This window comes from Thiorhodospira sibirica ATCC 700588 (assembly GCF_000227725.2).
In the GTDB taxonomy this organism is placed as follows: domain Bacteria; phylum Pseudomonadota; class Gammaproteobacteria; order Ectothiorhodospirales; family Ectothiorhodospiraceae; genus Thiorhodospira; species Thiorhodospira sibirica.
In genome coordinates, this window is sequence record NZ_MU255056.1 from 1 (window position 1) to 26415 (window position 26415).

Here is a 26415-nt window from a genome sequence, read left to right on the forward strand (position 1 = left end):
CCAGCATATGATCGAAAAAAGGCACACCCGTGTGCAAGCTGTGCTCCCCCGTTCCGTCGAGATTCAGCTCCAGCGTGATCTGGGTTTCCAAGGTATGGCGCGTGATTTGTGCGATTCGTTTGGGCATCGGGCACATGAATAAGGGTCATTTAAAAAAACAGGCCCAAAATCATAGCACAGCCCAGCCGATAATTGCCCAATCCGTCGCAAATACGTGGCGGCACCTTCCAGGTGCCGCACAAAGAAAGCGACGGCTGCCTGCCTGCCGCGACGGGTGTCGCTTTTTGTGCGGCATCAGGATGATGCCGCCACGGGGGCGGACTGTTGCTAACGCGCTGAACCCGCCTGACGCGTTTGCTGTGCTTTGATGGCTGCCAGTTCGTCAGCCGTGATCTGGGCAATGCGCATCACCTGATCATCCGGCAGACCGGCTTGTAGCATATTGAGCACCATTTCATTTCTGCCTTCCTGTCTACCTTCCTGCCTACCCTCCTGTCTACCCTCCTGTCTACCTTCCTCCCTCCCTTCATCGCGTGCGGTATCAATCACATTGGTCAAATCACGATAGTATTTCAGGCTGGATTCGTAGGCGATGCGTTCTTCGGGTTTAAAACGGGCGATGCTGGCGTGTTTGAACAGGCTGGTAAAGATGCGTTCTTGCAGTTTTTGCGGCTGCTCTTGCAAGCGGTGCAAGTGCCGAAACAGAAAGAACCATTTGTCTTGCAGGGTTTGCAGTTCTTCTTCGGTTTTGCGGAAGTTGGGCAAGGTCAGGTAAATGAAGGTGAGTTTGTCGTAAAACACCTGATTGTGCTGATTTTTCAGTTGTACCTGATGCACCACCTGATCCTTGTGCTGCGGGTCGTTTTTGTCCTCATCAAACACAAAATCCAGAATGCCGATGGTGTAAACCGCCGCTAGTTTGAAATTCCAGTCGTCGCCTTTTTGGGCTTGCTGTTGAATCGGGAAGGTGGCGTAAAACAGGCTGCGGTCTTTAAAAAAGTTCTGCTTGGCCTTTTGCAGTTCGACAATAAAGTGCTCGCCGCGATCACTGACACAGTTGAGGTCAAATATCGCCTTGCGATCCAGCGCACTCGCGCCCTGGTATTCGTTTTGAATAAAGGTTAAATCCCTGATCTGGTGTTTTTGGGGCAGCAGGGTGTTTAAAAAGCTGATCAGGTGCGCTTTGCTGCTGTCTTCACCAAAGATTTTTTTAAAGCCAAAATCGGTGAAGAGGTTGACATAGTGGCCGAGCATCCATCACCTCATGCAAGATCAATCAAGGATACGGGTAGTTTAGCAGAGTGGCGGCACCTTCCTGGTGTCATTACGGGGTTAAAAACTCTCCCCCTGCCAAGGGGGAGTCCCGCCGCAGGCGGGGAAGGGGGTTCAAAACAACCACCACAACCACCCCGCCCCCGTGGCGGCACCAGGATGATGCCGCCACGGGGGCGGACTGTTGCTAACGCTCCGAATCCGCCTTACGGGTTAGTTGATGAAGTCGGCTAATTGATGAGGTCTGAAGTAGCCCAAGAGTGTCTGAGGATTTCTGACCGCGAGTTGGACGTGTGTTTTTTCTTTCAATGCCGAACCTGGAAATAGTGATTCGCCTTCTTCAAATACACCGTAAACCGTATCAAATGCAGGTTGCCCTTGCTCGGCTCTTAACTGGTGTAGAAAGTTAATCACGGCACAATCCAGGCGTCGTAGCATCAGGGTGCCTTGGTGATTGAGCGTATTCTTGGGTAGTGGTTGATCCAGTCCAGCGAAGGTTTGTTCAAGGAGCTGATAGGCCGTTCTCAGTTCCTCGTTGATGCCAAAGTCCGTGAGATTAAGACAAAGCCCAGGATCAATATAAAGCACCAATGACGTAGGGGTCTTGAATGCTGGAACTACTTTGTGCCCAATGCCAAGCACGTTCGTAGCTGTCGACCCAAAAATAAATCCCTGAACCCAGCCAGTCATAGTCGTTCTCGCTGCTGTTGAGGTGCGTTTTACCAGCTAACACTTGCTCGGCAATCGAACGCTCGCACCCATGAAAACCAATCAAGGGTGAGAGCTTGTAGTGACCTAGCACGCGGTATATTCCTTAGCGAGTTGTCCTTGGGGATTGAGTAGTCCCGCTTTAATCAGGAAGTGTTTTGCTTTTTCAGGGTCGTTTTGTAATTGTTTAGCCAACTGAATCATGGCCGGTGTTAAAGCAACCGGCTGATTTGTAGGCTGTTGAGCAGTCGAGTTTGATGGGTACATGGCTCACTCCAAAAAGTATTCAATCACCGCTAGTTTAGCATAGAGGACAGGCAGGGATCTGCTCTTTCGGAAGCCGCTTATCCAAAGCGGCGGCTAGAGGCCGCCGCCACATGCCGATAGCGTCTACAAGGCATCTGCCGCAAAATCGGCCAGACGTGAGCGTTCGCCGCGCTGCAAGGTAATGTGGCCGCTGTGTGCCCACGCCTTAAAGCGATCCACTACATAGGTCAGACCTGAACTGGTCTCGGTGAGATACGGCGTGTCGATCTGGGCAATATTGCCCAGGCAAACGATTTTGCTACCTGGCCCGGCGCGGGTAATCAGGGTTTTCATCTGCTTGGCGGTGAGGTTTTGCGCCTCATCGAGAATGATATAGCGATCCAGAAAGGTGCGCCCGCGCATAAAATTCAGCGAACGAATCTTGATCCGGTTAAGCAGCAGATCATTAGTCGCCGCCCGCCCCCAGTCACCGCTGACATCGGTGCGGGTCAACACCTCCAGATTATCCATCAAAGCCCCCATCCAGGGTGTCATCTTTTCCTCCTCCGTCCCCGGCAAAAAGCCAATGTCTTCCCCCACTGGCACCGTGACCCGCGTCATGATGATTTCCTTGTACAGATTATCCTCCAGCGTCTGCGCCAGCCCCGCCGCCAGCGCCAGCAGGGTTTTCCCCGTCCCGGCATTACCCACTAAAGTGACAAAATCCACCTGCGGGTCCATCAATAAATTCAGCGCAAAATTTTGCTCACGGTTGCGGGCCGTGATCCCCCACACGTTATGGCGCTTGTTTTGGTAATCCATCGCCCGCTCAACCAGCGCCGTGCCGTCTTTGAGCTCACGCACAATCAGGGTGATGCCATCCTCCCCGGCCTTGTGCAAAAACTGATTGGGATACCACTGGGCCGACACATCGCCGCCCAGCCGATAAAAGGTCCGCCCGTTTTCCTGCCAGGAATCCATCGCCTGCTCATGATGCTCCCAAAAATTATCCGGCAGATCACAAATGCCGCTGTACAGCAGACTGACATCATCGAGAACCTTGTCGTTGAAATAATCCTCGGTATGAATGCCGACAATGGACGCCTTGATGCGCAGATTGATGTCCTTGGAAATCAAAGACACCATCGTATCCGGGCGTTCCTCCTGCAAGGCCAGCGCCGTGCCCAGAATACTGTTATCCGCCACATTGCCGGGCAGCGATTGCGGCAAATCGGAAAGCATGGCGCGAGTCTGAAAAAACAGCCGCCCTGAACAGGTCTGCGGAGATTCAATCTGATAGGCTGCATTGAGCGGCAACCCGGCCTCAATCTGCTGCGCCCCGCAGGCCTGCAACAATGCATCCATAAAACGGCTAACCTGGCGCACATTACGCGACACCTCAGACAGCCCCTTTTTACTGCGATCCAACTCCTCCAGCACCACCATCGGCAAAAACACATCGTGTTCCTGAAAGCGAAATAACGCGGTGGGATCGTGCATCAATACGTTGGTATCCAGCACGAACAGACGTTTACCAGTGATTTTTGTCATTGTTTTAATCGCCAACACAGCCGCAGTCATGCAACCGCCCACTGCATCAGCCCTCCTGTGTGTGTTAGGTAGTGAAGTCCATCTGCACGCAGCATTCCCCCTCGCCGGATCACGAGCCACTCAGAACAAAGAGACGTACAGGGGCCTAACATACCGCAATGACCCTACTTAGGAAAGCGCCACCACGGGGCGTGTTAGCCAAAGCAGAAATGCCGCCGCCGTCATTGGATACCCTCAAACCATAAAGGGAGCATGGCTGCCTTGGGCGAACAACCATGAATTTTTGATGTCAACCCAATTCAGAAAAGTCCCCTTTTGTGCAAAGCAGAAGTGTCCCCCGTAGAATGCGTGGTTATGGTGTTTGGGCTGGTGCCGGAGTGATGTTGCCCCGACCTCTCCAAGGGTGGTCCGGCGCCGGTTTGTAGGTTGGCTTGGCGGTCTGTTTTGCCTTGGCCTGGTCGACGCTGTGGTGGACACTTTTTTCATCATCCAGCGGTGTGGGCGGTTCGCCCTCAGCCAACAGACGGTAAGGCATGATGTGCCCCTGGTGCAGGAGGGTGATGGTGCCGTCGAAGGCCTCGCAGACGGTGAGGGTGGCACCCCGCAGGCGGTAGCCCTTGCCCTGTCCCTGAAGCTGATATTCCCGGTTCTTGAACTGGAAGCAAAGGTTCTTGGAGAGCTTACGGGTATGGTGCAGGCAAAGGATGAGGGCCTGCTCCTCGGGGCTGTGCAGCACCGGTCGGTGGGCATCCTGGGGGCTTTGTGGCTCGACGGCGAAGCGGGCGTTGAAGTCGGCCATGAAGGTGGGGAGGAAGGCGTTGGCGGCGTCGATGTCCGAGATCTCACGCAGGCGCAGCTCCTTGACCAAACGGTCTTGCAGGGTCTGGTTGGCCCGCTCCACCCGCCCCTTGGCCTGAGGCGTGTTGGCATGAATGGCGGCGATGTCGAGGGTCTTGAGGGCGCGGGAAAACTGGGTCAGCTCCCCGTCGTGCTCAGGATGATTGACACGGAAGATGCTGTGTTTGTCTGAGTAGAGGGCCACCGGACGTCCGTGCTGATCCAGGTATTGCTGTAGGGTCTCCATGTAGGCCTGGGTGGTCTCGGCGGGCACGAAGCGCAGGGCCATCAGGCGCCCTGTGGCGTCGTCGATGAACACAATCAGGGTACAGCGCGGGCCGCGCACCTCAAACCAGTCATGGGGCGAGCCGTCGATTTGAATGAGCTCCCCCAGGCAGGGGCGGCGTGGACGGCGCTGATGAATGCGGGCTTGCTTGCGTTGCTTGGGCTGCCATAGCCCATCGGCCACCATCCACTGGCGCAGGGTCTCGACCGAGAGATGATGACCATGGCGCTCGGCCAGCTTTTCGCAGGCCAGGGTGGGGCCAAAGTCGGTGTAGTGCGTCTTGACCAAGGCGAGCACCTCCTGGCGTACTGTCTCGGCAATGGCGTTATTGGGACGTCGGCCACGGTGGCCACTGCGTAGCCCTGTCGCCCCATGCTCACGATAGCGGCGAACCAGGCGCTTGACCTGGCGCACGCTCAACCCCAGGCGCTGGGCCGCCTCGGCCTGCCGCAGATGCTTGTTCGCCACCGCCTGAATCATCTCTAGTCGGTCAATTTCTTTGTGACTCATCGTAATGTGCTCCTTCGTCATGCGTGCCCCTCCCGCTTAAATATAAAGGGGACATTTTAGAATTGGACGAAGGGGACATTACTGCTTTGGGCTAACAACCATGAATTTTTGATTGACTCCCAAGAACAAAGACCTTAGAATCTCCCACCTTTCTTAAAGCGCCAACATCAGGCTACGTAGCTCAGTCGGTTAGAGCACCGCACTCATAATGCGGGGGTCGGTGGTTCAAGTCCACCCGTAGCCACCATTTTGCACTAACCTCAAAATCCACAAACCCACCGTCAATATACGCCCATCACCCGCTGATCCGTTTGCGTTCTGCGTGTTGAGCCGCTTGTTTTGCTCTCCAATTCGCGCTAATCTCCCCTGCAAACACCCCTCAATACTCTTAAGCGTTTGGAGATTCTCTGTGGAAATTACCGAAGAAACCGTCAATGACGTCTCGGTTGTGATGCTTAAACAACGCATCGACAGCGCGACAGCCAAGGTCTTTGAAGAGCGTTTGCAGGAGATTCTGGAAAAGACGCAGGGTCGTCTGATCATTGATTTTGCCCAGCTCAATTATATTAGCAGTGCCGGATTGCGGGTATTGCTGATGGCCGCTAAAACCATGAACGCCAAGAAACTCACATTGCTGCTGTGCGGCATGAAGCCCGAGATTTACGAAGTCTTTGAGGTCAGCGGCTTTACCAAAATCCTTACCATCGTTGAAGATAGGGACGCAGCTCTAGCGCTAGCCGCTTAGCGCCTTTGAGTGTCACGGCGGCAAGGCAGCGGCATGTGTTGTCTTGTCGTGTCTCCAGCGTGTTTCCAATGCCATTGATTGCGACTGGCTTGCTGTGGAGGTATGCACATGTCCTCTCCATCCTCTCCTCCCCCTGCACTATTTCTGCGCATTGATAATGCGCTTTGTGAACTGGAGCGACTGGCGGAAGCGGTTGAAAGCTGGGCAATGGCCGTCGGTTTGAGTGGGCAGAGTATTTTTCAGATCAATCTGGTGCTGGATGAACTGCTCACCAATACGATTTCTTATGGCTACGATGATGAGCACCCGCACAGCATCGAAATCTGCATGACCCTGAATAGTGAACAGATCGAGATTACCCTGCGCGATGATGCCCGACCTTTTGATCCCTTTGTCGAGGCACAGGCCCCGGATTTAGACAGTTCACTGGAGGAGCGACCGATTGGCGGGCTTGGGGTGCATTTTGTCAAGCAGTTCATGCACTCGGTCAGCTATGCACGCGAAGGCCATCACAATGTCATTCGCCTAAGCCATTCTCAACATTAGGCAAAAAAAATACCGCTGCCCCATACACCAGGACAGCGGTATCTGCAGACCGCTTAAGTCAAGAACTTATGCGTTATTTATACGCACCTACACCACAGAAAAAGCCTTCATTATTCTTGCTGACATAACTGGTTTTAGCGCGAATTTCATCAGTGCCGGGATGTGGCCAGTTGTAATCCACCCAGCCCGAACCCGAGGACTGTGCCACGGCAATCATGTCTTTAAACAAGAAACTGCCATAGCGGTCAAACTCCAGCAAGCTTTGTCCGGCCAGCTCAGGACGGATCGGATGGAACAGCATCACGCCTTCCATATCCATGCAAAAGACATACAAATCCTTGAACCAGTAATCGCTGTTCTTTTCATTAAACGCCGCAAACGCCGCATCACGCCCTTGATCATTCACCAGCGCCGCTGCCATTTCACTCATCTTCTGCGCTTCCTCCAGGGTGCCGTATTCATCGGCCGCCCAAGCCATGCTGGTTAATGCCATTAACACAAAACCCACTGCAAGATTTTTTATCATATCGTTATATAACCTATTTATAGTTTTTCATTGAGGTACGCATCACGCGTCCACCCACCCGCGCCCATCGGCGCCTTGGCTGTCTGTGCAACCGCCTTGGGCATTGAGATCGGTCTTAAAGCAAAGCCGTCGCAGCAGACTGTCAATCATTTTGCATAATCTTATGCCATTTGCAAGCCATTTATCGCCTAAGCGCCACGCTCAGCCGGAGATCAGCGCGATGCACTCGGCTGGTTCGACATTCCCCAATGCCGCACACCGCCAGCGGCGGCCTACATGCGAAAGGGCATCTGGCCTTTCATGGCCTGCATCATCTTGTGCATGCCGCCTTTGGAAAATTGCTTCATCATCTTGCTCATTTGCAGATGCTGCTTGAGCAGGCGGTTGACATCCTGCACCTGGGTACCAGAACCGGCCGCGATGCGCCGTTTGCGCGAGGCCTTGATAATATCGGGCTGGCGCCGTTCCTTGGGGGTCATGGAGTTAAGAATCGCCAGCATCCGCCCCAGCTCGCGGTCATTATCGCGCTCACGCACCTCTGTCGGTAATTTATTCATCCCCGGCACCTTGTCCATCAAGGCCGCCACCCCGCCGAGTTTTTGCATTTGCAACAGCTGTTCACGCAGGTCGTTAAGGTCAAAGCTTTTGCCCTTTTGCAGCTTCTTCGCCAGCTTTTTCGCCTGCTCCTGGTCGGTTTTGTGGGCGGCTTCCTCCACCAGACTGAGCACATCGCCCATACCGAGGATGCGCGAGGCCACGCGATCCGGATGAAAGGGTTCCAGCGCGCCGGTTTTTTCACCCATGCCCATAAACTTGATAGGGCGGTTGGTGATGTGGCGCACCGACAATGCCGCCCCGCCGCGTGCATCCCCGTCGGCCTTGGTCAACACCACCCCGGTCAAGGGCAGGGCATCGCCAAAGGCTTTGGCGGTATTGGCAGCATCCTGGCCGGTCATGGCATCGACCACAAACAGGGTTTCGATGGGTTGCAACTGGGCGTGCAATTGCTGGATTTCATCCATCATGGCCGCGTCGATATGCAAACGCCCGGCAGTGTCTACAATCAAGACATCATGAAACTTCAGACGCGCATGTTCTTGCGCCGCCTTGGCAATCGCCAGCGGTGCCTGCTCGAGGCTGCTGGGGAAAAAATCCACGTCGATCTCGCGGGCCAGGGTTTCGAGCTGCTTGATCGCTGCCGGGCGGTAAATATCGCAGCTGACCACCGTGACTTTTTTATGCTTGCGTTCTTTTAAGAAGCGCGCCAGTTTCGCCGTGGTGGTGGTTTTACCCGACCCTTGCAAACCGGCCATCAGAATGACCGCCGGGGGCTGAGTATTCAGCGACAGCTCTTCATTGGCCTTGCCCATCAGGGCAATCAGCTCATCATGGACAATCTTGATCAAGGTCTGTCCTGGGGTCAGGCTTTGAATCACCTCCTGACCCACGGCCTGTTCCTTGACCCGGTTGATAAAATCGCGCACCACCGGCAAGGCCACATCAGCCTCCAGTAGTGCCATGCGCACCTCGCGCAGACTCTGCTGGATATTCTCCTCGGTTAAACGTGCCTGGCCACGCAGCCGGTCAAGGGTACCCTGTAAACGCTGGGTCAGATTGTCAAACATAAACACTCCTCATAAGGCGCCGCTTGATACGGCGACATAAAATACGGCCTGGGTACCGCCCATGTGTGCAGCCTGGCGATACTTAAGACAAAACAGGCTCTTAACGCACCCGCAATAGATAACCAATATCATCATCGAGTGGCAGCGTATAATCATGCGAGGCCAGAATCCGGCTATCTACGGCACGGATCAGGCGGGCGGTGATATACACCTGATGGCGGCCAATCGCATAGGTGCCGACAATCACCGCCTGGGCATTGCGCTGCTCGCTGAGATTGCGCAATTCGCGTGACAGCATGAATTCCCCGCCCTCATCCTGGCGCACATAGACATTGGTACGCAGTAAAATCTCAATCACCTCAAAACCACGCTCACTGAAACGCGAGGAAAAATGTTCCGATACCACGCGCCCAAAGGGCGTGGTGCGCTCCAGATCGTTAATATCCACAAAGGTTGCGCCAATCAGCGGATAATTAGGCAATAAACTGTTGCCGCCGCTGTGAATCAGGGCATCTGCCGCAGCATAGCTACTGGCGATAATATCGGCTTGCGGCTGAGCTTCGCCACGGTGGGGGAGCAAGCCTTCACAGCCACTGAGCATAAGCCCAACAACAGCCACTAACACGACCAATAGCACAGGTTTTTTCATCATTATGCGTATTCCCAGGTTATATCTTGATTGCGCCCTGCAAGTGGGCGAAATCCTCACGTTGCCAGAGATGGCCCATCGTCACGCGGTACAGGTACTGCGCCTGAAGCCGGGCGCTGAGCTGTGTGTGTTCAATGGACAGGGCGGCCAATATAACGCACACCTGCTTGAGGTGACACGCCGCCAAAGCCAGGTGAGGATACTCGGTTTTACGCCATTAGACACCCTTCCCCGCCTGCCCATCACGCTGGCACAAGGCATTGCCAAGGGTGAGCGCATGGATTATGCCCTGCAAAAAGCGGTTGAACTGGGGGTCAGCGCGGTGCAGCCTTTATTTACACAACGCACCGTGCAGCTCGATGATCCCAAACGCCTGAACAATCGCCTGCACCATTGGCGCGGCGTGATCATCAGCGCCTGTGAACAATGCGGGCGCGTCGAACTGCCGACCCTGTATCCACCGCAGCGGCTGGATCAGTGGCTTGATGCCGCGCCGCTGGCAAATGATCTGGGCATTGTACTCAGTCCACAGGCTGAGCACAGCTTGGCACAACTGGCCTACACCCCCAACGCCGTCACCGTACTCATCGGCCCGGAAGGCGGCCTGGAAGAGCGCGAGCTTCGCCACGCCCAGGCCAAAGGCTTTCACGCCGTTCGCCTAGGGCCACGCATCTTACGCACCGAAACCGCCGCGCTGGCCGCACTGAGCCTGATCCAAGCCCGCTTTGGTGACTTGGGCGAATAAGCGAGGGGCGGGAGAGTTCCTGCCTCCCTTTATTCAATACGGCGCTGGAGCTCCATTTTTCCAGCACACCGCCGGAGCTGGGCGCTCCCAAGGGCGCGGCCCGGCTCGAACTTGGCGTGTATATCCCATCGTTTACTGGTATTTTTCGCCGGTGTTGTGTGCTATAAAACGGGGAGGTTCTGATAGCGGAATGATTTCTGTTTAAGTATTTGATTTTTATTATTTAAACATGAATATGCCCTGTTATTTTGGCGATAAGTACGCGGTCAGTGTGTTGTATAAACCTGGATCCTTGGCAAAGATCTTTCTCAGTCACAGTTCAAATCAACGCTTCATCGCACTCTAAAGGTCAGTGCGTGATCGTTGTCATGTCATGGATTCAGCAGGTCGATGTCCCTGGAGGTTGGGGACCGTTAAATCATTGATCATAAGGATGCCAATGACATGACTGATACCACGTTAAGGGGCGTTCCCCCGGTAAACTCAACGCCGCGTACGCTGCTTGATGCGCAGGATCATGCGGCGTTCAAGACCTTGTTTGATTGCACGCCGGTTGGGATGTTGTTGCATGATCCTGTGACCGGAGAGGTGCTTGATGCAAACCCGGCGGCGTATCACCTCTACGAATGTCACTCCTTCGCCGAGCTAAAAATAAAGCTTAACTGGTCTGATCCGCCGTATACCTTTGCGGATGCCTTGCGCTGGATTCATCTGGCTGCCCGTGAGGGTCGGCAGTGTTTTGAGTGGCGCAATCAGACGCCGGGAGGCCACGCCCTTTGGCTGAATGTGTGTCTGACACCGGTCACGCTGCATACCAAGACCTATATTCTGGCAACGCTGGCCGATATCAGTGAGCAAAAGGCCACGACTTTAAAGTTGCAGGAGAGTCGTGACCAGTTTGCCTCGCTGGTGAGTAATATTGCTGGGGTGACTTATCGTTGTTTGGCTGATGATGCCTTTACGATGGTGTATCTCAGCGCGCAGATTGAGGCGCTCAGTGGTTATGCGGCGGCGGAATTTATCCACAATGCCCAGCGTAGTTATGCCAGTATCGTCTATCCCGATGATTTGGCCTTGCTGTATGCGCAGATTGAGCAGGCACAGCGTCAGCGGCGGCCCTGGCTGGTGGAGTATCGCATCTGTCATCGCGATGGTGCGCTGCGCTGGGTGTATGAGAGCGGTCAGGCGGTTTTTAATGAGCGCGGTGAGATTGCTTATCTGGATGGCTCTATTCTGGATATTACGGAGCGTAAACAGGCGCAGCAGCAGTTGGCGGAAAAAGAGCAGCAGTTTCGGGCATTGTTTATGGATTCGCCGCTGGCGCTATTTTTACATGATATAGACACTGGCGAGATTGTAGATGCGAACACAGCGGCCTGTCAGTTGTATGAGTGTGCCTCGGTGGCGCAATTGCGCAGTGTATTTGTCTGGGATGAGTCGCCATATTCTGCCCGTGAGGGGATGCAGTGGATACGGCGTGTGCGGGAGGAAGGCGCGCAGCAATTTGAGTGGCGGATGCGCAATCACAAAGGGGAGCAGATCTGGGAGTATGTACACCTAAAACCTTTGTCTATCAACGGCAAACAGCGGGTGTTGGCCAGTGTGCTGGATATTAGCGCACGCAAACAGACAGAAGAGGCGCTGCGTCAGCAGACCGGTTTGCTCACGGCTTTACTGGATTCCAGTCCAGATGTCATTTTCATTAAAGATCGCAATGGGGTATATCTGGATTGTAATCCTGCGGCGGCGGCATTTATCGGGCATCGCCGTGAGCAGATGATCGGCAAAAGCGATTACGATTTATTTGATAGGCAGATGGCTGATCGTTTGCGTGTGGTGGATCTGCAGGTATTGGATACCCTGGAGCGGGTCAGCTATGAAGAGGAGTTTTTTAATCAATACGGCAAGCTGATCCATTTTCATACGATCAAAGCACCTTGTTATGACGCTAGCGGTGAGGTGATTGGGGTGCTGGGGATTGCCCGCGATATTACAGATCGATGCCGGATGGAATCCCAACTGCACGAGCGCAATACGCAGTTGTATCAGGCCAATGAGATGGCGCATGAAATGTTGTTGCATGCCAATGAGATGACGACAAAAGCAGACACCGCCAATCATGCAAAAAGCGCCTTTCTCGCCAATATGAGCCATGAAATCCGCACACCATTGAATGGCATCATCGGCTTTGCGCAGATTCTTTCTGCGGATCAAGCGCTTAATACCAAGCAGCGTCAACAGGTTCAAACCATTGCACGCAGCGGTCAGCATTTGCTGGGCTTGATCAATGATATTCTGGATCTCTCCAAAATTGAGGCCGGGCGCCTGAAGCTTGATCCAAAGCCTTTTGTCCTCAATGATCTGCTCCGGGATATGCAGACTTTGTTTGCTGCGCGCTGTCAGGATAAAGGCTTGTACTTTCACATCGAATGCGCGCCCGATACCCCGCAGCGGTTTAACAATGATCTGGCGAAGTTGCGCCAGATTTTGATCAATCTGCTCAGTAATGCGGTTAAATTCACTGACAGCGGCGGGGTTACCCTGCGGGTGTGGATGCAGGCACACGCGGGCGCTGAGGCGGCGCAGCTTGATGCGCTGTATTTTGAGGTGCGTGATACGGGTATCGGTATCCCGCCACACGAGCAGGGGGATTGTCTGTTTGAGCCGTTTTATCAGGCCCATCAGCTTCCCGATGTTAGCGGCAGCGGTCTGGGTTTGCCGATCAGTCAGCGTCTGGTGGCGCTGCTGGGTGGGGAGATTCAACTGGAAAGCCATCCCGCTCAGGGGAGTTGCTTTCGCTTTTATATCCAGGCGCATCCCTTAGAAAATTGCGCGCAAACGGCGCAGCGGGGCGCTGATTTATTCCCGGCAAAACTGCCACCCTGTGCCCAGCCTTTGAAGCTGCTGATTGTCGATGATAAGGCGGATAATCGCGATGTGCTGCTGGAATTGCTGGAGCCGGTCGGCTTTCAGGTATTGCAGGCCTGCAATGGCAAGGAGGCCGTGACGGCGTTTGCGCTGCACCGCCCGGATGCCATTTTGATGGATTTGCGGATGCCGGAGATGGACGGCTATCAGGCGACTTTGCATATCAGGGCCAGCCCGCAGGGGCAGCAGACGCCGATCATTATCACCACCGCTTCCGCCTTAAGCAGTGATCGCCGCAGAATTGAAACGCTGGGCGCGGATGCCTGCCTGTTTAAGCCGTTGTCGCTGGCGCTGTTGCTGGATACCCTGGAGCGCGTGCTTGGGCTGTGGTTTTACCGGCCTACAGCGGCCACCGTCTTGCCTGCAGCCGAGGATACCTTGCAGCCACAGGATATCGCGATTTTGGGAAAGGAGGTGTTGCAGCAGATGCACGAAGCGGTGGCCGATGGCGATATGCAAGCCTTTGAGTGCTTGGTTGCCCAGTCTGCACACCTTGATCCACCGCTGGCACAGGCTTTGAGGGAGTTGGCCCGCAATTATAACTACGAGCGCCTGCACGCTTTGTTTTAGATTCGGCCAGGTGGATTGACGGCGGTCATGCAGACCGCCGCCCGGTTTAAACACTCAATCAGCGGGAAAGGCCGCTGAGGTCACGAATCGCCCCGCGTGCAGCCGAGGTAGTCATGTGGGCATAGGCCTGCAGGGCGCGGCTGACGCTGCGCTGGCGGTTTTGTGGTTGCCAGGCGTGGGTCCCGCGTGCCTGCATCTGCTCGCGACGGCGTTGCAGGGTAGACTCATCCACGCCGATGTGGATGCGCCGCGCCGGGATGTCGATCTCAATCAGATCACCCTCTTCAATCAGGGCGATATTGCCGCCCTCAGCCGCTTCCGGCGAGACATGGCCGATGGACAGCCCCGAGGTACCCCCGGAAAAGCGTCCGTCGGTAATCAGCGCGCAGTGTTTGCCCAGCCCTTTGGATTTCAGATAGCTGGTGGGATAGAGCATTTCCTGCATCCCCGGTCCGCCGCGTGGCCCTTCGTAGCGGATGATCACCACATCTCCGGCCTTGATCTGGTTGCCCAAAATGGCTTCCACGGCGGCGTCCTGGCTTTCAAACACCCGCGCCGGGCCCTGAAAGCGCAGAATGCTCTCATCCACCCCGGCGGTTTTGACAATGCAGCCCTCAGCAGCCAGATTGCCATAAAGCACCGCCAGTCCGCCGTCACGCGAATAGGCGTGCTCAAGATTACGGATGCAGCCCTTGGCACGATCCAGATCCAGACTGTCCCAGCGCCGATTCTGCGAAAACGCCGCTTGCGTGGGTACGCCGCCAGGGGCCGCCAGATAGCGATGGTGGGTGGTTTCGCTGCTGTTGGTGATGACGTCCCACTGCGCCAGCGCATCCCCCAGCGTGGGGGCGTGTACGGTGGGCACCTCACGATGGATCAGCCCGGCCCGATCCAGTTCGGCGAGGATGCCAATGACACCGCCCGCACGATGCACATCTTCCATGTGATATTGCTGGGTAGCCGGGGCCACCTTGCACAGATTGGGCACCTTGCGCGATAGCCGGTCAATATCGGCCATGGTGAAATCCACTTCGGCCTCATGCGCCGCCGCCAGCAGATGCAAAACCGTATTGGTGGAGCCGCCCATGGCAATATCCAGGCACATGGCATTTTCAAAGGCGGCAAAACTGGCAATGCTGCGCGGCAGCACGCGGGCATCATCCTGTTCATAATAGCGGCGGCATAAGTCCACAATCAGCCGCCCGGCCTCTAAAAACAGGTCGCGCCGATCGGCATGTGTGGCCAACAGTGAGCCATTCCCCGGCAAGGCCAGCCCCAGGGCTTCAGCCAGGCAGTTCATGGAGTTGGCGGTAAACATGCCCGAACAGGAGCCACAGGTGGGACAGGCCGAGCGCTCGTATTGCATCACCTCGGCATCGGTGGCCTTGGGATCAGCGGCCTGTACCATCGCATCCACCAGATCCAGCGACACGATGTTGCCGTTGACCTGCACCTTCCCGGCCTCCATCGGCCCTCCCGACACAAACACCGCCGGGATATTCAGACGCAGCGCGGCCATCAACATGCCGGGCGTGATCTTGTCACAGTTGGAAATGCACACCAGCGCATCGGCGCAATGGGCGTTGACCATATATTCCACAGAGTCGGCAATCAGATCACGCGAGGGCAGGGAATAGAGCATCCCGCCGTGTCCCATCGCAATGCCATCATCAATGGCAATGGTGTTAAATTCCTTGGCCACCCCGCCCGCAGCCTCAATCTCGCGGGCCACCATCTGCCCCAGATGCTGTAAATGCACATGCCCCGGCACAAATTGGGTAAAGGAATTGACCACCGCGATAATCGGCTTGCTGAAATCCTCATCTTTCATCCCGGTGGCACGCCACAAAGCGCGCGCACCGGCCATATTGCGGCCATGCGTGGTAGTACGGGAACGGTATTGAGGCATCGGTGTGACTCCTGAATAAGCGGTAAACGCGTATTTTATACCAGCCAGGGTTTCGCTGTGGATTGGTGCGTTGCAACATCATGGAGCTGCCGCTGGTCATACCGGCAGAATGCCTGCACGACCAGCGGCGAGTTTGGGGTTTTTAACAGATAGCCTGAAATTCAGGCAGTAAGGATGCGTTTTTGCAAGACAAACAGGGTGCTGATGGTTTTGAGCTGCACGTAGACAAAGGGGGCCAGTATCAGCAGATAGACCGGGGATAGTACCTGCAACAGCCCGGTTTGTACCAGACCGAAGGTCAAAAAGAAGATGCCAAAGACAAAGAAGGCCACACCGGGGCAGATCAGGGAGAAGCTGCCGGCATTGCCTTTGTCACCGTGGACATAATCACGAAAATAGCCGAGCCGACGCATCACCATCCAGCCGATCAGGCCAAACAGGATTTGCGCACCCAGAATCGAGACGGTGATGACAAAAAAGCTTGAGGATGTCATTTCTGCATTGAAGCCAAAATGCAGGCCGTGTACCAGGCGAATCCAGGTGATGCCCATGAGGGTCAGAATCGGGATCATGATCCACAGGCTGGGGCTGGCCGCCTCGCTGATGCCATGCTCCATCATGGCCTTGAATCCCATCACCAGCTTGATCACTGCCAGCAGCACCGCCGCTGACAGGAAAAACAGCGACAGCGAGATGCCGATGGCATTCATGACCCGCACTTCACTCATCGCCCCCGGCCCGGCAAAGCCTACAGCAATCATCGCCAGGGCAAAAATCGCAATCATGGGCGAGAGGCTGTTATTGGAGGCAAAGTCCATCCCACCTTCGGTGAGAACGCGAGCAAAGTAAGCGGTGAGGATTTTCAGCGCATAGATACCCACCGCCAGAAAGCCCAGAATCGCCACCGGGAAAAGATATTCCACCACCGACCATAGGTTCGGCACAAACAGCGCACCCAGCACAAAGCAGACGTTGATGGTCATCGCCAGCGTAAGCGGCACCGCCATCAGGCTGATTTTTCCGTTGGATTGACGCAATTTGTCAAAGGCCGGCGTTCTGCGAAACAGCATAAATTCGCGCAGATTCCACGCCAGCAGACGAAAATGCAAGACCGCAAAAAAAGCCACCGCGAGAAGATTAAGGGCAATCAATCCGGCCAGCCAGAGGTTATCGCCCGTCAGAATCGGCCACAGGTGATTAAAGGTAATCATCGGGGTATCGGGGTGCGGCACCATAAACATCGGGTACATGAAAAAGGAAACCGTCAGACCCCCCGCGCCGAGTGCAGCGAGGAAATACAGGGGGGAGAAGGCTTCACCGAGATTTTTTTTGAGCATGGTTCAGAACCCTCCGGGAAGAACAACTTTGTGAGCAGCAACAAATATTATTAAATAATAATATTAAAAAATCAATATAAGCATATATAAAAGGCGCTGGACGGCGGTGTACACGATAAAGACTCCATGCCAAAAAACACCGCACAGGGTGCTACCACATTGCCTGTTTCAGCACTTACCACCTATCAATTTACTCACGGGCACGAAAAGCCGGCAGCGGCAGGTCGTTTTGCAGACAGCGCATCAGGTAACGCAAGCCACGTGTGAACCACGAAACCAGGCTGCGGGCGAGCTTGCGGAAGCTCCAGTGGTTCGGATCGTCCTGTGCTTGGGTTTTTTTCGAGCGGGGTCGGATGGTTGTGCGCCTGTTCGCGCCTAATGCGTACACACCCATACATCGCCAAGGCCATGATCAACACCAGGCGTTCCAAACGATCCGCATGGCGCAGGTGCGAATCCCCCAAGCCAAATCCTCGCCCCTTGAAGTCGGAGAACATCGGCTCGATGCCCCAGCGCGTGGCATAGTCCAGCAGCAGGCGCAATACCGGGGTATCTGCGGCGTCGTCCAGATACTGTTGCGCTATCAACGGCAGGCGGGATAATACGGCCAGCCCAAAGGGATCTTCACGCGGATACAGGGTTTGATGGAGATCGTTAAAAATCTGCTGAATGGCGGTGAGATGGGCTGAGCTGACTTCCTGCAAGACCACGATATCCGGGTTTTGCTGTGCAATCCACTGCAACAGCGCCTCGGGCGTGGGCTGATTGAAATACAGATTGGCGCTTACTACGCGCAGGCCCTGATCCGGGCGCCTGACATCAGCGAGGGGTAAGCTGACGGCCGCCATGATAAAGGTGGCGGTTATGAGGATGCCAAGGCCCAGCAGGGGCAGGATACGGTGACTTTGCAGCAGCCATAGCGCACAGCTGGCACCCACCAGCAGATATAGCCATTGCCAATGGGTAAACAGATCCAGCCACCAGGCCAGGGGATGCTCCCACACGGGGAGGTAGGCCGAGATCCCGGCAGTGCTGGCACCCATGACGCACAGCCCCAGCAGGACCCAGGCGCGCCGGGAAATGAAGCGCTGCCAGCGCGGGGGCTTTTGCAGGGTTGTTGGGGGCGGTGCGGGCATGGCGGCGCGATCCGGGATCAGGTATAGCCGCTGCCTTGCTGGTTGAGCATGGAATCACGCAGGCGCAGTTTGGCCGCCATATTGGATTCGTGCATGACATCACCGAAGGTGCTGATGCCTTTGGCCTGCAGGCGGTCGATCAGGTGGATCAATACCCCGGCGGTGGCGAGTGCATCGCCAAGGGCGGTGTGTCGCCCGGAGACGCGGATGCCGTAACGCTCACACAGGGCATCCAGCGAGTGATCCTCTTCGTCAGGTTCGAGCATCACAGACAGTAGCAGGGTGTCAATCACCGGGTTACGAAAGACCACGCCGCAGGATTCTTCTTTCAGCCGCAAAAATTTCATGTCATAGGCGGCGTTATGCGCAACCAGGATGGCATCCTCACCGACAAAGTTTTGAAAGCGCGGCAATACCTCGCGGATCGGCGGTTGATCATGCACCATCTCGTCGGTGATGCCATGAAAGCGGATGGAGCCGGGTGGAATCGGGCGCCCCGGATGGATCAAGCGCTCAAAGGTTTCGCCGCTGAGCACCCGCCCTTTGACCACCCGCACCCCGCCGATGGAGATGATTTCATCACCGCCAACCGGATCAAGCCCCGTGGTTTCGGTGTCAAAGACCACATACGCCAGATCACTGAGGAGACGCTGGGCCAGCCCGGCATCGCCTTCGTGTTCGCGCATCAGGCCAAAATCATAAAACTCCGGGCGCGCCGGGAGCTGTTCCTCTGTGACCGCGAACTGATGGCGCAGCGGCGATAACAAAGGAATGCGCACCAGCGCCAGATCCGCTTCAGCGCCGTCCTGACTCCAGATCTCCGAGCCATGCCGCTCCAGCACATCGCGGATGGTTTCAGAATCAAGCTCTTCGCCACAGACCTGCTCAATCCACTGATCCAGCGTCGCCACCGGGATGGGCTGGCCTTGCCAGCGAATATCCAGATAGACCCGCCGATCACCCAGCAGCGCCTCAATCTCGAAGTGTGACACGCCCTGAAGCTGTTGCACCTGTTGCAATAAACGGCTCATGACCAGTAGCAAGGAAAGGCTATCTCCCTGCAACCACAGCGGATGCCCGACATGGCTGACGGTCATGCCATACGGGCCTTCCAGATGGCGCGCCAGGCAGTTGACCAAATCGGCGCTGTAGATATCGGCCATCGGCCAGCGCCCCAGCGCATGACCGCGAAATTCACCCGCCAGCGCATCCAGGGTGTGACTCAGCTCACGCGCCTCAACCGTCAACACCGTCTCAAATGGCTGGCGTTCCTGTGCCGAGAGCGTGGGGGAATCCGCCAGCACCTCGGCGGCTGCGCGCAGATTGGCGGTGGCGCTGCGCAAATCGCGAATGATCGCCCGGCGCACGCTGTCCAGACGCATCAGGGTGGCCACATCGTTGGAGATGTCGATCAGGGTAATCAGATAGCCGGTAATCTCCTCCGAATCATCGCGGATCAGGGCCATGCGGCCATGCATGATTTTATGTGAGGCCCGATTGGTGCAGACAAAGGGCGCAGACAGCTCATTGGCATTTTCATCGCCGGTGCGCTGCCGCCATTCCAGGCGTTCCATGGTATGGCGTACCGGCGCCGGGGAGAGCACCTCCAGCAGCGAGCGTCCCAGGCCCACCCGCTCCGGATTTTCCAGAAGGCTCACTGCCGAGGCGTTGTACAAAAGGATCTGATGATTTTTATTGCACACCAGCACCCCCTCGGTCAGTCCTTGCAAAATGATCTCCAGCCAGCGCTTTTGCTCAGCAGATTGGGCCGCCGCCGATTCCATCGCCACGCGCATTTCTCGCCGCGCCCCGCGCAGACTGTCGGCCAGGGCTTGCACCTGATCGGGTAGTGTATGCAGGGCATGGTGGCGTGGCAAAGGAATCTCGCGATCCACCAGGCGGGATTCAAGCAAGGCGCGAATCCCGCGACTGAGCTGCCGCGCCGGGCGCAGGCACAGGCGCTTGAGCACAAGCCAGAGCACCACGGCCAACAGCCCCAGCACCACTCCGGGCAATAAGGCCAGCTGCAGCGCAGCGCCTGGGGACAGACCGGCGTACCAGGCGGTCAGCACCAGTAGCGCAAAGACCAACAGGCAAAAGATCACCAGCGGGATGAGGATGAACAGATTTTGGCGTTGCATGGACATGATTCAGATCGTTCAAACCATCCCTTGAGCGGTCGGCAGATAATTCAATACCCGGTCAACCACCTCACGGGTGGAAAAAGGCTTGGTGATATAGTCATCGGCACCCAGGGCGATGCCTTTTTCGCGCTCGATATTGCGTCCCTTGGCGGTGAGCATCAGGATGCGCACATCCTCCCACAGCGGATTGGCGCGGATGGTCTGACACACATCATAGCCGTCACGCTTGGGCAGCATCACATCCAGCAAGACAATATCGGGCTTGTTTTCCTGCATGGCTTGCAATGCGCTTTCGCCGTCGCGGGCAATGCGCACCTCAAGACCGGCCTTTTTCATCAAAAATTCCAGCGACAAGACGATATTGGGTTCATCGTCTACGATCAAGACAGAATAGGGTGTCATCGGACTTCTCCTGCAAACCGCCCGCGCTGGGCGGTCATTGTTATAGTATTTGGACAGCATCGGCACAGCCTAAGGCCAGGCCAGCGGATGATATAAGCATCCGACCTTAGCATAGATTAATCCGCAAGAAAAAACAGGTTTTTAGCGCAACGCAGCGTGCGATCTATCGCGTGGATGTGTGCTCTATGGCCTGCGGTGGGGACAGGGTGTGCAGATGCGCATAAAAGGCCTGCAGGGCGCCATCACGCAGGCGGTTGAGCAAGCGTGACATCAAATCCTCGCGGCGTTCCTGTAAATCCCGCGCCAGCGTCATCAACCCGGCTCGCTCATCAGCCCGCTGAAGCGCGGCAATCTGCGGATCCTCTGGCGGGCGCGTGAGGGATAACTCAATCACCTGACGCAGATGCAGCGCACCGGCTTCCTCCGCCGCCCAGGTCAATTCCTCGGCAAAGACCTGGGCATCATGGAACTCACCCATCAGATCCTGCAAGGTTTTAAGCTCCTTGAGCAGCGGTTTATAGGCCGCATCGGCCTTCGCCAGCGGTTCAATCAGATAGCGCAGCCGCTTGCCGATGATGCGCGCCTGATGAATCTGCTCGCCGTCCGATTCACAACACACCCCGTCCAGATGTTGCCGGAATGCCTCCGCACAGGTGCCAATCAGCTCATGGGCCACCTGGCCAAAGGCCGCGCTGTGTTCTTCATATTCCAGCCCCAGTCGCTTGCCAAGGCGCTCATGCAGGCGGTTAAAGCTGGGGGGCAGGGTATTATGCAGATCGGCATATTCCTCCGCCAGGCGGGCCTGCAGGCGCTGCACCATCCAGGCAAAACCAGCGGCTTCATGTTCTTTAGCCTGGGTCAGGCGGGGATGGAGCCATTGGAGCTGCACTTCGGTATCTCGGGCCAGACCGGTGGCTGCGGCGATGTCTTTGATCCGCTGGCGCTGCTTTTTGGGCAGGCAATCCTTGATATAGGGTTTATAGGTCCCCACCAGACTGCGCAGCCGTCGCAAGGCTACCCGAAAATCATGCAGCGCCTCGGGATCATCGCCTGCAATAAACCGCTGATACGCCTGCTGCGCATCGTCTAAATAGCCTTGCGCCAAGTGTCGCACGGCGCGCGAAACCGGTAATGACAAAAGCTCTGACATGATCAAAAATCTCTTTGATAAGTACACAAAAATCAGGCGGGGAGCAGCAGCCGCATCCCCGGATATTCCAGCAAGCCGATCAAGGCCAGCGCCACGATAAATACGGCCGCAAAACCGATGTCCACGCGCCGGATGCTTAAGGTCGCCAACAGATGCAGGCGGCCATCAAAGCCGCGACAACGCATGGCCATCAAAATCCGTTCACAGCGATGCAGGGTGCGCACCAATAACATCCCAAACAGATAGCCGATGCTTTTGTAAGTGTGTAAATTATTGCGCAGTTGAAAGCCGCGTGCCTTCATGCTGATGCGCAAGCGCGCATATTCGTTTTTAAGCACATCCAGATAACGGATGGTAAATAATAATAAATGCACCAGTTTGACCGGCACCTTGAGATGATACAAGGCCCGCCCCAAACAGCTGGCCTCCAGAGTGCCCAGCAGGCTGAGCAGGGCCAGCATGATTGAATTGCTTTTCAGGAAGATATGCAGCGCATGTTCCAGACCTTCGCGACTGGCCGGCCAGCCCGCGAGCGTAAACACCGTCTCGCCGGGCGTGCTGAATGGCAGGGTCAGCAACAGCCCCAGCATCAGGCCATCCATCAGCAACAGCCGCTGCAGAATCTGGCGACGACTGACCTGGCTGAAGGCCAGCAACAGCAAGGCAAGCCACAATGCGGCCAGCAAGCTATCAAGGCGATTGAGCGAAATAACGACCATCGCAAATAAAAGCACGCTCAACACGCGCACCCGAGGGTCCAAGGCATCCAGCAAACCATGCACGCTCATCGCACCCCCGGATGATCTGCATTTATCGTAACCGCTTCATATAGAGTTTCAGACATGCTTGATTTATCCTCACCCCGTATCATGGGGATTTTAAATATCACCCCGGATTCTTTTTCCGATGGCGGGGCCTATACCCGTCTGGATCAAGCCATCGAACAGGCGCTGCGCATGGTCAAAGAGGGCGCGGACATCCTGGATATTGGCGGAGAATCCACCCGCCCCGGTGCCCAGGCCGTGAGTGTCTGGGAAGAAATCGACCGCGTGGTGCCGGTAATCGAGGCACTCAATCGCCGGGTGGCGGTCATGCTGTCGGTGGATACCAGCAAGCCCGAGGTCATGCAGGCGGCCTGTCAGGCAGGTGCCGAAATGATCAATGATGTCAATGCCCTGCGCACCCCAGGGGCCTTGGAAACGGCTCGCGACACGCAGGCCTGGGTATGTCTGATGCACATGCAAGGCGAGCCGCGCACCATGCAGCATAACCCCGTCTATCAGGATGTGGTCAGCGAGGTGCGCAGTTTTCTCAGCGAGCGGGTACACGCCTGCCTGGTTGCCGGGATCAAGCGCGAACGCCTGTTGCTCGACCCCGGCTTTGGCTTTGGCAAAACCCTGGCGCATAATCTCGCCTTGTTGCGCGCCTTGCCCTCCTTGCATGTCGAACAATTGCCGATATTAGTGGGCCTGTCACGCAAGTCCATGCTTGGGGCCTTGCTGGATAACCGCCCGGTTCATGAGCGGCTTAGCGCCAGCGTAACCGCCGCCCTGCTGGCTGTACAACAGGGCGCCAACATCGTGCGCGTACATGATGTCCAGGCAACCGCCGATGCCCTGCGCATCTGGCGCGCCGTGCAAGGCATTTAGCGCCCACCGCCATAACGGCTGGCATCTCCGTCCAACTGATACTCAATCACGGCAGCGCGATGCTCGCGGTACGTAGCCGAAAACTGGTGCGTACCATCGCCGCGGGCGACAAAAAACAAGGCATCCGTCGGCGCAGGATTCACACTGGCCTCCAGCGCCGCCCGTCCCGGCAGGGCAATGGGCGTCGGCGGCAAACCCTCACGGGTGTAGGTATTGTACGGCGTATCGGTACGCAGATCGCTGCGGCGCAAACGTCCATCAAAGGATGCAAGCCCATAGATCACGCTGGGATCGGTCTGCAGACGCATCCCCTGGCGCAAGCGGGCGACAAAAACCCCGGCAATCAGCGCCCGCTCAGGTGCCGCCCCGGTTTCCCTTTCCACCAGCGAGGCCAGAATCAGCGCCTCATAGGCACTGTTGAGCGGCAAATCCGCTGCCCGCTGCGCCCAGACCGCCTCCAAAACCGCCTCCATACGCGCATGCGCCAGCGTCAACAGCTCCAGGTCGGTGGTGTTGCGGGAAAACAGATAGGTATCCGGATAAAACCAGCCCTCCGGATGCATCCCCGGTTTGCCCAGCCGCGTCATGATCTGCGCATAGTCCTCGGCAGCAAGGGTTTTGACAATCTGCGCATGCTGCGCCATCGCCTCCACCATCTGCGCAAACCGAAAACCCTCCGGAATGGTCAGGCGATAACGCAACACCTTGCCACTGACCATCAGCTCCAGCAGATCCTGATAACTCAGATCGGGCGATAATTCATACTCCCCGGCCTTGATCTGCTGATGCTGGGCATTACGCCGTGCCAGCGCTTCCAGATACCACGGCCTGTCAATAATCCCCCGCGTCGCCAAACCCTGCGCCACCGCCCGCAAAGAAGCGCCCACAGGCACCTCATACAACACCGTCTCCTCTAAGGTGAGCAAGCGCTGCGGCGCATGATAAAACTCCAGCGCCAGCCAGCCAACCCCCACACTCACCGCCAGCACCCCCCCCACCAACAGATACTTCAACCCACGCCACACCACGCAACATCCTCATCTGAAACAGTGTTAAAGAATTGACTCACGCCAGCGGTAAGGATAAACCAAATAAACGGTGTGGGTGCATGAGCACAGAATCTAAATATCTCATCACTCCCCCGCGTGCCTCAACAGATTTAGCGTCTACGTTATACTTGGCCTTCGCTACAGGATCAATGCGCAATGACCTTGCCACCTATCACTTTTATGGCAAACTTTGAGGGTTGGCTGAACTGAGGTCATGGGGGAGGGCATGGGAAGCATCAAACACTTGGCAGAAGAGGTGGAACGTGGACTGCGCAAAGCCGCATCCGGGGCTGCGCCTGACGGTGGTGAGGAAGCTGTCGCTGGTGGTCGGAGCGATGATCGAGGGGCAAACGCCGAACACGGTGGAGTTGAGCCATGTGCTGGTGCTGGAGACCGAGCGCCAAGACATGCGCGAACAGTGGTTGAGACGGTTGCTGAAGAACCCGTTGGTGTGTCCAACCGAGATCATGCAGCCGTTGGCGATGGCCGAACTGGCGCAGGCGGCCCGTCACGATCAGACGGTGTGCCTGAGTCTGGATCAAACCGATTTAGGGGATCGGATGGCGTTGTTGGTGTTGGCCTTGCGCGTGGGCGAGCGGGCGTTGCCGTTGGTTTGGTGGGCCAGGAAAGGCGCGGCGAACATCGGCTGTGCGGGCCAGAAAGCCCTCCTGGAGACGGTGTTGGCTTGGCTGCCGGCTGGGGCGCGGGTGCTGCTGTTGGCGGATCGGTTCTACCCATCGGCGGCGTTGTTCGCGTGGTTGCATGCGCACGAATGGGGCTACCGGTTGCGCTTGAAGGGGAATCTGCGGGTGGACACCGGCGTGGCGGAGACCACGACCGGGGATTTGGCCAAGGGTGTGCGGGAAGGATATTTTCCGGGTGTGCGCCTGTTCGCCTCTGGGGTGGTGACCCACCTGGGAATTGTGCATGAATCCGGTCATCCGGAGCCGTGGATGATTGCCATGGATGCGATTCCGACCCGGGCGCGCGTACTGGTGGGGCATCGAGCCGATGTTCTCCGACTTCAAGGGGCGAGGATTTGGCTTGGGGGATTCGCACCTGCGCCCTGCGGATCGTTTGGAACGCCGGGTGTTGATCATGGCCTTGGCGATGTATGGGTGTGTGCGCATTGGGCGCGAACAGGCGTGCCACCCTCCGACCCCGCTCGAAAAAAAAACCAAGCACAGGACGATCCGAACCTCTGGAGCTTCCGCAAGCTCGCCCGCAGCCTAGTTTCGTGGTTCACACGTGGCTTGCGCTACCTGATGCGCTGTCTGCAAAACGACCTGCCGCTGCCGGCTTTTCGTGCCCGTGAGTAAATTGATAGGTGGTAAGTGGGGCAAATACCGATTGATTGACTGATGAGTGAATTATCGCAAAAATGCGGAGTTATTCAGAGCTTCCTTAACTTGTCAGCTTTGCAACATCCCCTCGCGTTTATCCCGTCTGTTACATACGCATCTTGCTAAAAATCACTAAAAATCATTGATTTATTGATTGGCCTGCGCTTTGCATGAGGACATGCAATCCTTGCCTTGAGATTTGAAATCATGTCCGCACCACATATCATCATAGACGACACCACCTTGCGCGATGGCGAACAGTCCGCCGGGGTGGCCTTTACCCTGGAAGAGCGCATCGCCATTGCCCAGGGCCTGGATCAGCTGGGGGTGCCAGAGCTTGAGGTTGGCATCCCGGCGATGGGCACAGAAGAGCGCGAGGCTATCCGCTGCCTGGCCACACAAGGCTTGGCGGCACGGCTGCTGGTCTGGGCGCGGATGCGCGATGATGACCTGCTGGCCTGTCATGGGCTTGGGGTGGATATGGTCGATCTGTCAATTCCGGTATCGGATCAGCAGATTGCACGCAAATTACGACGCGACCGGGCCTGGGTC

At 56.4% G+C, this 26415-nt stretch carries 24 protein-coding genes, 1 tRNA gene and 1 pseudogene; 8 read left to right on the top strand and 18 right to left on the bottom strand.

Going from position 1 to position 26415, the window contains the following annotated elements:
• The 7 genes and pseudogenes from THISIDRAFT_RS14545 to THISIDRAFT_RS00235 form a co-directional block, all read right to left on the bottom strand.
• Positions 1–127, bottom strand: a pseudogene (locus THISIDRAFT_RS14545) (imidazoleglycerol-phosphate dehydratase); the annotation flags it as partial.
• Positions 128–327: 200 nt separating this feature from the next.
• Positions 328–1254 (bottom strand): Rpn family recombination-promoting nuclease/putative transposase, encoded by a 927-nt coding sequence (locus THISIDRAFT_RS00210; protein ID WP_221913920.1) that lies wholly within the window; start codon positions 1252–1254, stop codon positions 328–330.
• A 231-nt stretch (positions 1255–1485) separates the two neighbouring features.
• Positions 1486–1860 (bottom strand): hypothetical protein, encoded by a 375-nt coding sequence (locus THISIDRAFT_RS00215; protein ID WP_006788104.1) that lies wholly within the window; start codon positions 1858–1860, stop codon positions 1486–1488.
• Positions 1847–2074 (bottom strand): hypothetical protein, encoded by a 228-nt coding sequence (locus tag THISIDRAFT_RS00220; RefSeq protein ID WP_006788105.1) that lies wholly within the window; start codon positions 2072–2074, stop codon positions 1847–1849. Before THISIDRAFT_RS00220 ends, THISIDRAFT_RS00215 begins: the two co-directional genes overlap by 14 nt.
• Entirely contained in the window at positions 2068–2247 is a 180-nt protein-coding gene (locus THISIDRAFT_RS00225; protein WP_006788106.1) for a hypothetical protein, read from the bottom strand. The genes THISIDRAFT_RS00220 and THISIDRAFT_RS00225 overlap by 7 nt, the downstream gene beginning before the upstream one ends.
• Positions 2248–2370: 123 nt before the next feature.
• The gene (locus THISIDRAFT_RS00230; RefSeq protein WP_040852816.1) at positions 2371–3777 is read right to left on the bottom strand and encodes a PhoH family protein; all 1407 of its coding nucleotides are present in this window, start codon (positions 3775–3777) and stop codon (positions 2371–2373) included.
• A 352-nt stretch (positions 3778–4129) separates the two neighbouring features.
• Positions 4130–5431: an ISNCY family transposase gene (locus tag THISIDRAFT_RS00235; protein WP_006786022.1), complete on the bottom strand. Its 1302-nt coding sequence runs from the start codon at positions 5429–5431 to the stop codon at positions 4130–4132.
• Positions 5432–5580: 149 nt separating this feature from the next.
• On the opposite strand from THISIDRAFT_RS00235, the gene THISIDRAFT_RS00240 reads away from it, so the two are divergent.
• The 3 genes from THISIDRAFT_RS00240 (at position 5581) to THISIDRAFT_RS00250 (ending at position 6701) form a co-directional block, all read left to right on the top strand.
• Positions 5581–5657: transfer RNA gene (locus THISIDRAFT_RS00240), tRNA-Met, on the top strand.
• A 162-nt stretch (positions 5658–5819) separates the two neighbouring features.
• Complete coding sequence (locus tag THISIDRAFT_RS00245; RefSeq protein WP_006788108.1) at positions 5820–6155, top strand: STAS domain-containing protein; 336 nt, start codon at positions 5820–5822, stop codon at positions 6153–6155.
• 108 nt (positions 6156–6263) lie between these two features.
• On the top strand, positions 6264–6701 hold the full coding sequence (locus tag THISIDRAFT_RS00250; RefSeq protein WP_006788109.1) for an ATP-binding protein: 438 nt from the start codon (positions 6264–6266) through the stop codon (positions 6699–6701).
• A gap of 73 nt (positions 6702–6774) precedes the next feature.
• On the opposite strand, the gene THISIDRAFT_RS00255 is transcribed toward THISIDRAFT_RS00250, so the two are convergent.
• From THISIDRAFT_RS00255 to THISIDRAFT_RS00265, 3 genes are all read right to left on the bottom strand, one after another.
• On the bottom strand, positions 6775–7227 hold the full coding sequence (locus THISIDRAFT_RS00255; protein WP_006788110.1) for a cache domain-containing protein: 453 nt from the start codon (positions 7225–7227) through the stop codon (positions 6775–6777).
• A 272-nt stretch (positions 7228–7499) separates the two neighbouring features.
• Positions 7500–8852 carry a signal recognition particle protein gene (gene ffh / locus THISIDRAFT_RS00260; RefSeq protein ID WP_006788111.1) on the bottom strand — a complete coding sequence of 451 codons (1353 nt, stop codon included), beginning with the start codon at positions 8850–8852 and terminating at the stop codon, positions 7500–7502.
• Between the two features lie 100 nt (positions 8853–8952).
• Complete coding sequence (locus THISIDRAFT_RS00265; protein ID WP_006788112.1) at positions 8953–9504, bottom strand: FlgO family outer membrane protein; 552 nt, start codon at positions 9502–9504, stop codon at positions 8953–8955.
• Between the two features lies 1 nt (position 9505).
• Between THISIDRAFT_RS00265 and THISIDRAFT_RS00270 the strand changes: the two genes are divergently transcribed.
• Positions 9506–10246: a 16S rRNA (uracil(1498)-N(3))-methyltransferase gene (locus tag THISIDRAFT_RS00270; protein ID WP_006788113.1), complete on the top strand. Its 741-nt coding sequence runs from the start codon at positions 9506–9508 to the stop codon at positions 10244–10246.
• Positions 10247–10690: 444 nt separating this feature from the next.
• Entirely contained in the window at positions 10691–13744 is a 3054-nt protein-coding gene (locus tag THISIDRAFT_RS00275) for a PAS domain S-box protein (protein ID WP_006788114.1), read from the top strand.
• 58 nt (positions 13745–13802) lie between these two features.
• On the opposite strand, the gene ilvD is transcribed toward THISIDRAFT_RS00275, so the two are convergent.
• The 7 genes from ilvD to cbiQ all read right to left on the bottom strand — a co-directional run bounded on the left by ilvD (position 13803) and on the right by cbiQ (position 22610).
• The gene (ilvD, locus tag THISIDRAFT_RS00280; RefSeq protein WP_006788115.1) at positions 13803–15653 is read right to left on the bottom strand and encodes a dihydroxy-acid dehydratase; all 1851 of its coding nucleotides are present in this window, start codon (positions 15651–15653) and stop codon (positions 13803–13805) included.
• Positions 15654–15814: 161 nt separating this feature from the next.
• Positions 15815–16990: a TsoY family (seleno)protein gene (locus THISIDRAFT_RS00285; RefSeq protein WP_006788116.1), complete on the bottom strand. Its 1176-nt coding sequence runs from the start codon at positions 16988–16990 to the stop codon at positions 15815–15817.
• Between the two features lie 194 nt (positions 16991–17184).
• Positions 17185–18126, bottom strand: a complete 942-nt coding sequence (locus tag THISIDRAFT_RS00290; protein ID WP_006788117.1) for an endonuclease/exonuclease/phosphatase family protein — start codon at positions 18124–18126, stop codon at positions 17185–17187.
• 17 nt (positions 18127–18143) lie between these two features.
• A complete protein-coding gene (locus tag THISIDRAFT_RS00295) occupies positions 18144–20273 on the bottom strand; it encodes a 3'-5' exonuclease (RefSeq protein WP_006788118.1) in 2130 nt (709 codons plus the stop codon).
• Between the two features lie 12 nt (positions 20274–20285).
• Positions 20286–20672, bottom strand: coding sequence for a response regulator transcription factor (locus THISIDRAFT_RS00300; RefSeq protein ID WP_006788119.1), 387 nt, complete (start codon positions 20670–20672; stop codon positions 20286–20288).
• A 163-nt stretch (positions 20673–20835) separates the two neighbouring features.
• On the bottom strand, positions 20836–21822 hold the full coding sequence (locus THISIDRAFT_RS00305) for a CHAD domain-containing protein (RefSeq protein WP_006788120.1): 987 nt from the start codon (positions 21820–21822) through the stop codon (positions 20836–20838).
• Positions 21823–21854: 32 nt separating this feature from the next.
• Complete coding sequence (gene cbiQ, locus THISIDRAFT_RS00310; protein WP_006788121.1) at positions 21855–22610, bottom strand: cobalt ECF transporter T component CbiQ; 756 nt, start codon at positions 22608–22610, stop codon at positions 21855–21857.
• Positions 22611–22664: 54 nt separating this feature from the next.
• Between cbiQ and folP the strand changes: the two genes are divergently transcribed.
• Positions 22665–23471: a dihydropteroate synthase gene (folP, locus tag THISIDRAFT_RS00315; protein ID WP_006788122.1), complete on the top strand. Its 807-nt coding sequence runs from the start codon at positions 22665–22667 to the stop codon at positions 23469–23471.
• Here folP and mltG read toward each other — a convergent pair.
• Positions 23468–24484 (bottom strand): endolytic transglycosylase MltG, encoded by a 1017-nt coding sequence (gene mltG, locus THISIDRAFT_RS00320; RefSeq protein WP_139064065.1) that lies wholly within the window; start codon positions 24482–24484, stop codon positions 23468–23470. The two genes, folP and mltG, sit on opposite strands and share 4 nt — an antisense overlap.
• A 299-nt stretch (positions 24485–24783) precedes the next feature.
• On the opposite strand from mltG, the gene THISIDRAFT_RS00325 reads away from it, so the two are divergent.
• Positions 24784–25839 (top strand): hypothetical protein, encoded by a 1056-nt coding sequence (locus THISIDRAFT_RS00325; protein WP_246585291.1) that lies wholly within the window; start codon positions 24784–24786, stop codon positions 25837–25839.
• 231 nt (positions 25840–26070) lie between these two features.
• On the top strand, positions 26071–26415 hold a 345-nt coding region (locus THISIDRAFT_RS00330; RefSeq protein ID WP_472910294.1), incomplete at its 3' end, for a beta/alpha barrel domain-containing protein.